Genomic DNA, 13,277 nt, shown 5'->3' on the forward strand with positions numbered 1-13,277 from the left:
ACCAACTTATTCACCATCACTAAATACAGTGGGCTTGATCCGGCGGTAGGTGGTTCAGCTGATTCAGTGTTTGGGGTGGATGTTGGAAACTATCCCGTAACCCGCGGCTATAACGTGGGCTTAAGCTTTGGCTTCTAACATCACCCGCCAAAACTGACCTAGTAGATACAATAGGCTGTCCAATTTTAGACAAAGAGATTCATTCATGAAAACACATTCTCATACAATCCTGATAGCAACGGCACTGCTTTCGCTATCGACCTTTTCCTGTAAAGAAAAATTCCTGGAAGTACCGGCTACCGGGCAATTGTCGGCTGCCCAGTTAACCTCAAAGGCAGGCTTGGAAGGGCTTTTAGTATCGGCCTATGCTGAGATGAATGGTCGGGGATTCCGGCGCGTGACCAGTACTGATAACTGGCTACGAGGTAGTATTTCGGGTGGCGATGCCAATAAGGGTTCTAACTCCGGTGACTATGGTGATCTGGTCCCTTGGATGACCTATCAACTGTATCCTAGTTTATTTGATATCGGCCAGAAGTGGAGCGCCATGTACGAAGGCATTAGTCGTGCGAACGTCGTGCTGCGCATGTTGCCTTCAGCTACCACTGATGTAACGGCTGCTGATAAACAACGGATTTCGGCGGAAGCTCGGTTTTTGCGAGGCCATTACTATTTCGATTTAAAGCGTGTTTTCAACATGGCTCCGTTTATCGATGAAACCCTAACTTACGGCAATGGTATTGACAAAGTCCCTAACAATGTGGATATCTGGCCTAAGATCGAAGCTGATTTTAAATATGCGATGGATAATCTGCCTGAAACTCAGACATTGGTGGGCCGAGCGAATAAATGGGCGGCTACGGCTTACCTGGCCAAGACGTATTTATACCAGAAAAAATACGCTGATGCCAAAGCGCTGTTTGATCAGGTTATTACCAATGGAAAAACGCCAGGTGGCATCAAATATGCCCTGGTCCCTAACTATCCGGATATTTTCAATGCCGCAACGGAAACAAACTCGGAGTCCATCTTTGCGATTCAGGCGGCTGCCAACACGGGAAGTACGGACAATGCCAACACCGATCTGGGATTGAACTATCCTTATGGGTCGAGTGCACCAGGCGGCTGCTGCGGCTATTTCCCACCTAGTTTTGAATTGGCTAACTCATTCCGTGTCAATGCAAATGGCTTGCCACTACTCGATGGATCCTACAACTCGGGTACCAATCAACTGAAAACGGATCAGGGTATTTTCTCTGATCAGGCATTTATCCCCGACACCGGGCCGGTTGACCCGCGTCTTGACTGGTCGGTCGGACGTAGGGGAATTCCCTATCTGGATTGGGGCGTTCACCCTGGCTATTCCTGGATCCGGGATCAGAGTTTTGCCGGTCCTTATTCGCCTAAAAAATTTATTCACTACAAATCACAGTCGAAAACGCTATCGGATGCGACGGCATCAACCGATACCTACTCGGCTATAAACTACAACGTTATCCGCTTTGCCGATGTGCTGTTGATGGCGGCTGAATGCGAAGTCGAAGTGGGTAGTTTAGAAACCGCCCGGACTTACGTGAACCTGGTTCGTACACGAGCTGCCAATCAGGCGGTCTGGGTGAAAAACGCATCGGGTGCGGCTGCCGCCAATTATGTGATCAATACTTATCCAGCTTCAACTTTCACTACGAAAGAAGTTGCTCGTGTCGCTGTTCAATTTGAACGCAAGCTTGAATTATCAGGTGAAGGGCACCGCTTCTTTGACCTCGTTCGCTGGGGTACGGCGCAGACCGTGCTGAATGCCTTCCTGGATTATGAAAAAGCCAAACTGCCCGTTGCTTACAGCGGTGGCAAGTTTACGGCCGGGCGCGATGAGTACGTTCCAATTCCCCAAACACAGATTGACTATCAGGGAAAAAGTATTCTGACGCAGAATCCAGGATATTAATTCGATCTTATTCTGACAGAATGGATAGGCCATTCTGTCAGAATCATTATTCGTATTGGGACATGAAAAACAACCGCAGAGATTTTCTTCAGAAGTTGAGCCTGGGTGCTACAGCGCTTGGCTTTGATTCATCGCTTCCTATAGCAGAAAGGACAAAGCCAACGGCTTCGAATGCTAAAGACAAGATAATAGCTGCCGAATCGAACGCGGTTGTAGAAACTACCGCCGGTAACGTTCGTGGATATACGCATAACGGCATCGTCAATTTCAAAGGCATACCGTATGGAGCAACGACTGCTGGTGAAGCCCGCTTCATGCCGCCCAAAAAGCCAACTCCCTGGACCGGCGTTCGTAATTCGCTAGTCTATGGTCCGGTTTGTCCGCAACGCCCGAATGCGGGGTGGAATGCTGAAGAATACGCATTTTTGTACCAGTGGAATGATGGGTATCAAAGTGAAGATTGTTTACGATTGAACGTCTGGACGCCAGCAGTGAATGATGGTAAAAAAAGGCCTGTCTTATTTTGGTTACATGGTGGGGCTTTCTTTTCCGGTTCTAGTCAGGAGCACCCTTCCTACGATGGCGAAAATTTGAGCCGAATGGGGGATATCGTAGTCGTTTCGGTCAATCACCGACTAAATGTTTATGGCTTTCTGGATCTATCGGATTACGGCAGTCAATATGTACAGTCGGGAAATGTGGGCATGCTTGATCTGGTATTAGCCCTGGAATGGGTTCGCGACAACATCGCTCAGTTTGGCGGTGACTCGGGTAATATAACGATCTCAGGCCAATCGGGCGGAGCGGCCAAAGTAACCACATTGATGGCAATGCCATCGGCGAAAGGATTGTTTCATAAAGGAATTTCGGAAAGCAGTTCGACGGTTCAGGTCGCAACGCATGACTACGCCAGTCAACTGGCAGGACTCGTGCTGACCGAACTAAAATTATCGAAGGCTAATCTCGCTGATATCCATAAAATTTCGTTTCCTCGCTTGACCGAAGCGGGACTTGCCGCCGAGAAAAAACTAGGCACTAATTTCCCCGCTGGCGTTGGCCGGTCTGGTTGGCAACCGGTCGTTGACGGTACGATCATACCGGCGCATCCCTTCGAGCCAACGGTTCCGGCGTATTCGGCGAACATTCCGATGATTATCGGCACGAATCGCAACGAAGCATCAGCCAGTATTAACAACGCTCCGAATGAAGCCCTTGACGAGGCTGGCCTGAAGCAAAAACTAACCGAACGGTTTGCCGACAAAAGTGAATCAATTTATCAGGTATTGCGCAAGGTACATCTTAAAGCGAAGCCGGTTGAAATTCTGTCTTACATCGCCCCGTACAATCCGATGGCTTACTTACAGGCGGAACGTAAAGCCGCCCAAGGGGGCGCTCCGGTTTATTTATACCTGTTTTCGTGGCAAACGCCCGTGCTCGATGGACGACCTAGGGCGTTCCATTGCGCTGAAATTCCGTTTGTGTTTGCCAATACCGACCGTTGCGAAACCATGACCGGCGGTGGTGACGAAGCAAGAGCGCTAGGCAATCAGATGAGTCAGGCCTGGTTAAGTTTTTTCCGAACGGGCAACCCGAATCACAAGGGATTACCGAACTGGCCAGCCTTTACCATCGAAAAGGGTGAAACCATGATTTTCGATAAGAAACCCGAAGTCCGCAATGATCCTGACGGCGAGGCCCGAAAAGCTCTGGAGCAGGTTTTTTACAAGCGTGGCGTGTAGCTTCCTATCGATCCATCAACCTGAACGACTATGACTAAATTGATTAACCTTTTTATACTTTTCCTGCTTTGCCTATCCAGTATAAGCAAGGCACAGTCGACCAAACCGCGAGTGCTGATTTTTAGCAAAACCCTGCGGTACTATCACGAATCCATTCCGGCCGGTATTGCCGCCATAACAAAGCTTGGTCAGGAAAACGGATTCGATGTCGATACGACCAAAAACGCGGCCTTTTTCACGGAAAACACCCTAAAAAAATACGCGGCCGTAATCTGGCTGAGTACCACAGGGGATGTGCTGAATCCAACCCAGGAATCCGAGTTCAAACGATATATTCAGGCCGGTGGCGGCTACGTCGGTATTCACTCCGCTTCTGCATCGGAAAAAGACTGGGATTGGTTTGGACAACTCACGGGCGCAGTGTTTGTCAATCATCCCCCCGATCCGGTTGACGGGGTCGTACAGGTGGTTGATCAGAAAGACCCGTCGACGCGCCATCTGCCGAAGCGGTGGCCGTGGAAAGATGAGTGGTATAACTTTAAAAAGCGAATGACCGATGTCCATGTGCTACTGACGGCTGACGAAAGTACCTATCAGGGCGGTAGCGAAGGTACGTACCATCCATTAGCCTGGAAACATTCATTCGATGGGGGACGGGCGTTTTACACGGCGTTGGGGCATCTGGATGCGGCTTACGCCAATGCATTGTTCCAAAAACATATTTTGGGCGGTATTCAGTACGCTATCGGGAAGAACGAACCCCTGAACTACGCCAAGGTCACAACCCCGAAAATCCCTTGATTTTCACCTTACAACCTGACTAATGTCTTTTTTTCTAAAGCTTTTCGCAGCCAGTCTGCTTGGACTGACCATGCTCCTTTATTCGGGTATGACCATCCGACAGGCGGCCAACCCGCCCAAAGTACTGGTATTTTCGAAAACAAAAGGCTGGCATCACACCTCGATTCCAGTTGGCATTGCGGCTGTCCAGCAACTTGGCAGTGCCAATGGGTTTGGGGTAGACACTACGACCAACTCAGCTTTATTTACCGATGATAACCTAAAACAGTATGCGGCCGTCATCTGGCTGAGTACGACGGGGAACGTACTGAATGGGGAACAACAGGCTGCTTTTGAACGCTATATACAGGCGGGTGGCGGGTATGTGGGCGTTCATGCTGCGGCTGATACGGAATATGACTGGCCCTGGTATGGCAAATTAATGGGCGCTTTTTTTACCAGTCATCCCCATAATCCAAATGTTCGAAAAGCCACGGTCGACGTAATCAATAAAGCTCTTCCCGCTACGTCGATGCTACCCGACCGTTGGGAACGCACCGACGAATGGTACAATTACCGTTCATTCTATACGGGTATAAACGTGCTGGCCGAACTGGATGAGAACACCTATGAAGGGGGGACTAATGGGGCGCACCATCCCATTAGTTGGTATCACGAATTCGACGGTGGACGGGCATTTTATACGGGTGGTGGGCATACAGTTGAAAGCTTCAGTGAGCCTTTATTTTTAAGTCATCTGCTTGGCGGCATCAAATACGCCATCGGGAATAATAAACCGCTCGACTATCGGAAAGCATACGCCAAAGTAACACCCGAGCAAAATCGGTTTGTGAAAACGATTCTGGTTAATGACCTGAATTCGCCGATGGAGCTGGCTATAGCATCGGATGGTCGCGTTTTCTTTACGGAACTGTTTGGGAATCTGTCCATGTATGATCCTAAAACAGGTAAATCGACCTTGATCCATAAACTACCAATTACTAATATGGGGGGCACTGGCTTGATCGGTATAGCGCTTGACCCGAAGTTTGCCCAGAATCGTAACCTCTATCTATATTATGCCCCTGCCGGATTGACCGAAGATAATCTGGCCTTTCAGCTTTCGCGATTTACGCTGAATACTGACAACACGCTGAATCTGGCTTCCGAGAAAATCATGTTGACAGTGCCGGTCCAGAAAAACAGCGGATCACACCACGGTGGATCACTGGCCTGGGATAAAGATGGCAATCTGTATTTATCTACGGGCGACAGTTCCAGTCCATTTCCTTCTAATGGGTATTCGCCAATGGACGAACGACCGGGTAAAGATCATTATAGCCTTGACTCACAGCGTTCGGCCGGAAACACAGCTGATTTCAAGGGGAAAATTCTTCGAATTCACCCAGAATCAGATGGTACATACACCATTCCAGCTGGGAATTTATTTCCAAAGGGCACGCCGAAAACGTTACCTGAGATTTACATCATGGGTTGCCGAAACCCGTACCGAATTGCGGTCAATCCAAAAACGTCTGTGTTGTATTGGGGGGAAATTGGTCCCGATGCGGGTAAAGACGGCCTTCAGGGACCGCGCGGCTACGACGAGTTCAATCAGGCCCGGAAAGCGGGGAATTTCGGCTGGCCGTATTTCATGGGCAATAACGCAGCGTATGCACACTGGGATTTTGCGACCAATACGGCTGGTTCCAAATTCGATCCCACAGCACCGATCAACAACTCCCCAAACAATACGGGACTGAATAAATTACCACCTGCTCAGCCTGCCATGATCTGGTATCCCTATGCTGCGTCGGAGGAATTTCCGGAACTAGGACTCGGCGGGCGTAGCGCCATGGTTGGCGCGTTTTATGAATTCAACAGAAACGCCAGCTCGCCCAACAAATTCCCGGACTTTTACGATGGAGCGTTGTTTGTTTTCGACTGGATGCGCAACTGGGTGATGGCCCTGCGGTTCGACGATAAAGAGAATTACCTGCGGAGTGAACCCTTCATGGCGGCTAATGGTGATTTCCGTCGACCGATTGATCTGGCGTTTGGGCCCGATGGCGTGATGTATATGCTGGAATACGGGTCAGTCTATGGGGCTGATAATGACGATGCGCGACTGGTAAAAATTGAATACAACATAGGCAATCGTGCGCCTGTTGCACTGGCTAGTATTACCGATTCGGTTGTGGAAGCCCGCATTGATAAATCGGTATTTTTAACCTCCGAACGCCGAAATTTTCCGATGCTGCGTGAAGCCGACGGGCAGGCTCCCCTGCGCGTATCCTTTTCCAGTCGGGGTAGCCGCGACCTAGATGATGATGATGCGATTAGCTACCAATGGCTGTTCGATGGCAAAACGGTTGGCGCGATAACCCCAGGGGCAACGTACATCTATAGAAAGCCAGGTACTTACAAGGCTATTCTCCAGGTGAAAGACAAAGCGGGTCTACTTGGTCGGGATACCGTCATGGTATACGTCGGTAATACAAAACCATCGGTTACGATTACAAGTCCAGCCAATAAGTCGTTCTTCTGGGCGGGGAAATCGTTTCCTTATGTAGTGAAGGTGAAGGATCGGGAAGATGCCAAGGTTAACACAAAGCAGGTTAAGGTCTTCTATAGCTACAATCCTCAACCCAGTACACAGGAAAACTCCTCCCTAAAATCACCATTAGTTGCGCTCCAGGAACCGACTCCTTTAGGAAAAACATTGATGGATAATAGCGATTGCAAAGCGTGCCATACGGTTGATAAAGTCTCCGTTGGTCCGTCGCTACTGGCCATCGCGCAGCGTTACAAAGGGCAGGCTGGTGCCTTGGAGAAACTGGCAACGAAAATCATTAATGGTGGGGGAGGGAATTGGAGCAGTGATCATGTGATGAGCGCACACCCGCAGCTCGCTACGCAGGATGCTCAGGAAATGGTCCGCTACATTTATTCGCTGACTGACCCCAAAAAGACGATGTCAGTCCTACCCATGCAGGGAACATTAAGTCTAAAGGATCACCCGAACGATGATTTTAAAGGACAGTACACCCTCATTGCATCTTATAAGGACAAAGGGGGAAATCAGGTTGGATCACTGACGGGTACTGATGTGGTGATGCTGCGAAACGCTACCGTTAAAACGGCTTATGCCGATGCCCACGTCGGTTTCGCCCGGTTTCGGGATAATCTGTCGGCTGGCGCACACAAATCCTACATTCTTCTGAAGGGGGTTGATTTGACGCATATCAAAGGCTTTACCTACGAATATGCAGCGGCTAATCAGACGGGCGAGATTGAGGTACGGATTGATTCGCAGGCCGGGCCGATTGTGAGCCGGACCACCTACGGGCCAACCGACAATTGGGACACCTTAAAGAAACGAAGCGGACAACTGACCAGACCTATCTCAGGTCGGCATGATGTTTATTTCTTCGCGATTAAACGTACGAAACCCAACGACGAAATTCTCAAATTAACGAGCATTACGTTTGATGAGTAGCCAAGATAGCTGATGCTATTTTGCTTACAATAGCATCAGCTATTTTCTAAAAACCTATCGGAACAATCCTGCGAACGTCAGGATGATAAACGCCCAGATTGCCTCGCCCCAGCCTGAACACAATTGTTTGAGTCGATCCAGCGCTTTGTAGATGAGTTTATATACTGATGGCGTCGTCAACTGCATGACTGTTGCGATTTCTTCGGTGGATAAAGCGCTGTAATACTTTAGAAAAATAATCTCACGCTGGCGGGCTGGAAGCTGATTAACAACATGCATCAGGTTCTCGGAAATCTGTTCATCGCGTTGTTTTTCAATGATTTGTACTTCAATCGATGGATCAGCTTCGTCCTCATCATTTGTCAACTCGGTGAATTGTCGCTGCTGCGTGATCCGGCGAAGAATTTCCCGGCGCATGGCCACCAGTAAATAAGCTTTCGCAGAGCTTATAGCCGGTAACTTCGGCGCATTTTGCCAGAGCTGCACAAACAAATCCTGAACGGTATCTTTGACCAGCTCTCTATCTTCGACAAGTCGGTAGCCATAGTTGTGTAGCATCCGGCCATATTGCTGATAAAACCAGGCCAGCGAATTCGCCTGCTGCTGCCGCAGCTGATCCCATTGCCGTTGTTCCTCCGTCAATTGCCCATTTCCAAACTGTCCTTCGGGCGTGTTAGTTGATTCACCAGCATCATTGATGGGATTTTTCGGAGAAGAGGATGGCTGGAAGTCGTCTTGATCCATATCTACAATGCAACAACTGAATCGGGGCCAAGGCAAGAAATACGGTTAAAAACGTTGTTAATCCCACGCTATTATATGCCGATTTTAGTTGCACTAAAGTACGGAATAATTGCACAATTATTTCAAGGATTTAGCATATCTTTATCCGCATGTTGAATTATGTTTACTGACAATAACTGTGTTTTATGAAGAATTCCAATACGGTCTACTTTCGCTAATGGCTGGATCTGAACTTGCCTGCAATGGCTCCTATTGATAAAAGAGGCCATTTCGGCAGAATTTATTCTTGATAAAGGGAAGATTTTTGTACTTTCTGCACTTTATACATAGAATCTACGCCCAATATAGTATGCGCTCGTACGAGCTTTTTTCCAGTCACGATTTCATAGCTGATGACGCCTTTATCGAATGGGTCAACCATCCGACTGAAGCGTCCGATTCGTTTTGGCGACAATGGTTGCAGCAGCATCCCTATAAGCGGCCTGAAGTGGATGAAGCCGTCCTAATGATCAGAGCGTTATCGTCGCAACCGGATGTTTTTTCCGAGGATGAGTTGGCGGAAAACTGGCAGCACATTCAGCAAAAAATTACCCCTTTCACCCATGTTGAACGATCTGAGGAAACAATTGTGACTCCGCTCTGGCGCCGGTGGTATTCAGTAGCCGCAGTCGTTACCGTACTCATCCTTGCCGGGGTGAGTGCCTGGTGGTATCAGCAACCCGTTTCGTATGCAACGGCGTATGGACAAAGGCGAACGGTTGTTTTGCCCGATAGCTCCGTTGTTACGATGAACGGCAACTCACAGCTGAGGTATTATCGAGGGTGGAGCTGGCGTGACCGAGAGGTTCAATTGACGGGCGAAGCGCTGTTTCGGGTAAAAAAACAGCAGCAATCAACAGGGCTGGCGAAATTTACGGTAAAGACGAATCGATTGCACATTAATGTCCTAGGGACCGTCTTTAACGTAAATGATCGCCGAGGGAATGTAGAGATCGTTTTGCAGGAAGGTAAAGTGCAACTGGATGGAACTTCCCAAAAAACGGTAATGGTCCCTGGTGAAAAAGCAACTCTATTAGCAATGTCAAACGAGATCGTAAAAGAACAGGTTGATACAGACCAATATACCGCCTGGCTGCACAGCATGCTGATTTTCAACGGGCAAACATTGGCGTCAATCTTTCAACAGTTGGAAGATGGCTACGGCGTTCATACGACCGTCAAACGGTCTGAATTGCTTCAAAAGCGATTTACGGGAACCGTTCCTACCGACTCAGTTGCTAACTTTTATAATCAGCTTCAAACGATCTACAACGTCCATGCGAAACCGGTAAAAGGAGGCTATCTGGTCGATTGAGTACAGCGGTATCGAAAGGTTACCAGACGATAGCCCCAAGGCCAATATGTATAGAAAGCAACTATTGACTGCTCTCCTATTGTGTGGTTTCGCCATCAGCATACCTGTTACTTCGTGGTGCCAGCAGCGAATGTCGGGGCAACTTCCAGCTACTTCTCCGCCGTCAGAAACCAATATCACCAGGTCACCTTCACTAATCCAAGTCCTGAATGAATTAGCGAAGCGCTATCATGTTATTTTTAATTATGAAACGGATCTTTTACTGAATAAAACAGCTACCATCGATGTCGATAAACTCTCGGGTTCGAACGTTGACCGAGTCTTGAAAAAGTTGCTGGCTCCATATCATATAACTTTCAAGCGGAGCAAATTCATTTACATTCTTTATCAGGAAGGATCAGCTGAAACTATCGTTCCGTTGGTAGATCAGACGGCGTCTGCTCCAACCAATAAAACGGCGACCACAGCCGCTAAACCACAAACGTGGCAGATAACCGGGACCATCACTGCGCTAACGGGCGAAGCACTTCCTGGTGTGACAGTGCTGCTCAAGAATACAACGACGGGAACCACAACGACTGCTAATGGGCAGTTTAACTTATCGGTTCCTGCTCAACCGGGCAGACTGCTCATCTCGTCTATAGGATACATTTCCGAGAGCGTTTATTTTTTTGGCGAACGAACGGTCGTCATAAAACTGGTTGAGGATACGAAGCTATTAAATGAAGTTGTCGTAACCGGCTACTCGACGGAGAACCGACGGGATGTCTCGGGAGCAGTGTCTACCGTCAAATCGGCTCAACTTCAGGTAATGCCTTCTTCTAACGTCGAGCAACAGCTTCAGGGGAAGGCAGCGGGCGTTACGGTCATCACCAACGGACAGCCGGGTACGTCGTCGCAAATTCGAATTCGTGGGTTTGGTTCTTTTGGTGGTAATCAGCCCCTTTACGTGGTCGACGGTGTGCCAACACAAACCATTCAATTCATCAATCCAGCTGATATCGAAACGACTACGGTGTTGAAAGATGCGGCATCCGCTTCGATCTACGGGGCTCGCGCAGCGGCTGGCGTCATTGTCTTGACCACCCGAAAAGGACAACGGAACGCACAAAAATTATCGGTCTCTTATGATGCTCTTTACGGACTAACAGACCCCGGTAAAGGGCCTGCTGTTCTTACCCCACAAGAGCAGGCTGACTGGACCTGGCAGGTTCGCAGAAATGATATTTTTCAATCGGGGGGCACGATTGAACCCAACAGCTTTGTCGGTATTGCGAATGGGCAGTATGGTTCAGGTCAAATGCCTGTTCTGCCTGATTATCTGCTCGTCGGTGATCGAGCCGGGGTGGCAGCTTCATCGGTTAATCGAACGACCGAAGCCAGCCGATATAACACGAACCCAACGAATGGCCCGCTCTATCTGGTTATTCCTGCCAACAAACAGGGCACCGACTGGTATAGAGCCATTACCCATGTAGCCCCGCTAACTCGCCATACGCTGGGATTCTCGGGTGGAAGCCAGACTAGTCGGTTTTATCTCAGTTTGGGGATGCAGCAGCAGGCGGGGATTGTCATTAATAATAATTTCTCTCGCTATATCTTCCGGGCGAATACGGAATTTGACCTAATTAAAAAATTACGCTTTGGCGAAAATATCCAGCTAGCCTATATATCGGCAACGGGTTTACTGGGCAGTGTGGGCAATGTGTTAGGCAATGCAACGAACAACAATTCGAGTGTTGCCTCGGACGAAAATGACATCCTGACTGCCTTGCGGATGGCGCCCATTATTCCGGTCTTTGATGCGTTCGGTGGCTACGCAGGTACGGCAGCCCCTGGATTTAGTAATCCCCGTAACCCAGTGGCAAGCCGCCAGGCAGCTGCTAACAATCTTAATTACAGCCTCTTTGGCTTTGGCAATGCCCATCTGGAATATGATATACTCCGCGGTTTGACCCTACGATCAAGCTTGGGTGGTAACTACTATACGAATTACAACAACGCTTACACGCGGGCTACCTACGAAAACTCGGAGAACATCGCCAATTTTACCTACGCCGAAGGCACTTCCTATGGGCTGGCCTGGACTTTTACCAATACCGCCAGCTACAAGCAAATATTTGGTAAACACGATATTTCAGCGCTTGCCGGCATTGAATCGCTGAATACCGGAGCCGGGCGTAGCATTACGGGTTCGGGTATTAATCCCTTTACGACGGATCCGAACTACGTCACCCTGTCGACGACGACATCGGGAGCCACTCGACAGGTGAATAGCTCTTATAATCTGGGCAATAATTTTCACTCGTTATTTGCTCAGTTTAATTACATGGCCAACGATAAATACATTGCAACGGCTGTCATTCGGCGCGATGGTTCTTCTCAGTTTGGTCCTTCCTATCGCTATGGCGTGTTCCCTGCTTTCTCAGCTGCCTGGCGTATTTCCTCGGAAGAGTTCATGAAGAATCTGCCCTGGGTGTCTGAGCTGAAGATTCGGGGTGGGTATGGTCAGATGGGTAACTCGAACTATCTTTCGTCAACTAACCAGTTCGATCTCTACTCGTCCAACGCAGCAAATGGGTATGATTTAGGGGCAACAAACAGCACTATCAATACCGGCTTTTTTAATTCACAGATTGGAAATCCAGATGCTAAGTGGGAAACCTCTGTTACTTCTAACATCGGGCTGGATGGGTCTTTCTTCACTAATAAACTGGAAGTAGTTCTCGACTTCTGGCGGAAGGACACTAAAGATTTGTTGTATCAATTAGTCTTACCTTCTGTAGTCGGTATACGAGCGGCTGCTCCCTTTGTCAACGTGGCAAGCATGCGCAATCAGGGCCTCGATCTCTTGATTACAACTCGCGGGAAAATTTCTTCTGAACTGAGTTATGAAGTAACGGGTATCGGTGGATTGCTCGCCAATCAGATTCAGTCCATTGCACCCCAGGTGCCCTATTTCACGGGTGGCGGGACTCGCATTGGCGGTCCCGTCGTCCGCAACGAAGCCGGTCATGCCTTATCATCCTTCTATGGTTATAAAGTTGTTGGACTGTTCAACTCCAGGGAAGAAGTAGCAGCCGCTCCAACGCAAATCGGAGCGGCTCCGGGTCGCTTCCGGTTTGCCGATCTGGATGGGGACGGCAAGATCTCCGACAATGACCGCACTTACTTGGGATCGCCCATCCCCAAGTTCACCGGCAGTATTACGCTCAG

Annotated in this window: 7 protein-coding genes; 6 read left to right on the plus strand and 1 reads right to left on the minus strand. The window is 48.9% G+C overall.

Annotated elements, in window-relative coordinates; genetic code table 11:
• The first annotated feature begins 205 nt into the window (after positions 1-205).
• The 4 genes from ACYVC2_RS05705 (at position 206) to ACYVC2_RS05720 (ending at position 7,963) form a co-directional block, all read left to right on the plus strand.
• Complete coding sequence (locus tag ACYVC2_RS05705) at positions 206-1,945, plus strand: RagB/SusD family nutrient uptake outer membrane protein (RefSeq protein ID WP_461101343.1); 1,740 nt, start codon at positions 206-208, stop codon at positions 1,943-1,945.
• 62 nt (positions 1,946-2,007) lie between these two features.
• Positions 2,008-3,684, plus strand: coding sequence for a carboxylesterase/lipase family protein (locus ACYVC2_RS05710; protein ID WP_461101344.1), 1,677 nt, complete (start codon positions 2,008-2,010; stop codon positions 3,682-3,684).
• Positions 3,685-3,714: 30 nt separating this feature from the next.
• Entirely contained in the window at positions 3,715-4,485 is a 771-nt protein-coding gene (locus ACYVC2_RS05715; protein ID WP_461101345.1) for a ThuA domain-containing protein, read from the plus strand.
• Positions 4,486-4,507: 22 nt separating this feature from the next.
• Positions 4,508-7,963 (plus strand): ThuA domain-containing protein, encoded by a 3,456-nt coding sequence (locus tag ACYVC2_RS05720; RefSeq protein WP_461101346.1) that lies wholly within the window; start codon positions 4,508-4,510, stop codon positions 7,961-7,963.
• A gap of 54 nt (positions 7,964-8,017) precedes the next feature.
• Here the strand turns inward: ACYVC2_RS05720 and ACYVC2_RS05725 are convergent, their stop codons facing one another.
• The gene (locus tag ACYVC2_RS05725) at positions 8,018-8,707 is read right to left on the minus strand and encodes an RNA polymerase sigma factor (RefSeq protein ID WP_461101347.1); all 690 of its coding nucleotides are present in this window, start codon (positions 8,705-8,707) and stop codon (positions 8,018-8,020) included.
• Positions 8,708-9,056: 349 nt separating this feature from the next.
• On the opposite strand from ACYVC2_RS05725, the gene ACYVC2_RS05730 reads away from it, so the two are divergent.
• On the plus strand, positions 9,057-10,061 hold the full coding sequence (locus ACYVC2_RS05730) for a FecR family protein (RefSeq protein ID WP_461101348.1): 1,005 nt from the start codon (positions 9,057-9,059) through the stop codon (positions 10,059-10,061).
• Positions 10,062-10,383: 322 nt separating this feature from the next.
• Positions 10,384-13,277, plus strand: a 2,894-nt coding sequence (locus ACYVC2_RS05735) for a SusC/RagA family TonB-linked outer membrane protein (protein ID WP_461101349.1), incomplete at its 3' end; no start/stop codon positions are given.

This window comes from Spirosoma koreense, from assembly GCF_054777875.1.

Coding starts and splice junctions, on each gene's coding strand:
- ACYVC2_RS05725 (WP_461101347.1), bottom strand. CDS start 8,707: ATGGATCAAGACGACTTCCAGCCATCCTCTTCTCCGAAAAATCCCATC.
- ACYVC2_RS05720 (WP_461101346.1), top strand. CDS start 4,508: ATGTCTTTTTTTCTAAAGCTTTTCGCAGCCAGTCTGCTTGGACTGACC.
- ACYVC2_RS05715 (WP_461101345.1), top strand. CDS start 3,715: ATGACTAAATTGATTAACCTTTTTATACTTTTCCTGCTTTGCCTATCC.
- ACYVC2_RS05710 (WP_461101344.1), top strand. CDS start 2,008: ATGAAAAACAACCGCAGAGATTTTCTTCAGAAGTTGAGCCTGGGTGCT.
- ACYVC2_RS05705 (WP_461101343.1), top strand. CDS start 206: ATGAAAACACATTCTCATACAATCCTGATAGCAACGGCACTGCTTTCG.
- ACYVC2_RS05730 (WP_461101348.1), top strand. CDS start 9,057: ATGCGCTCGTACGAGCTTTTTTCCAGTCACGATTTCATAGCTGATGAC.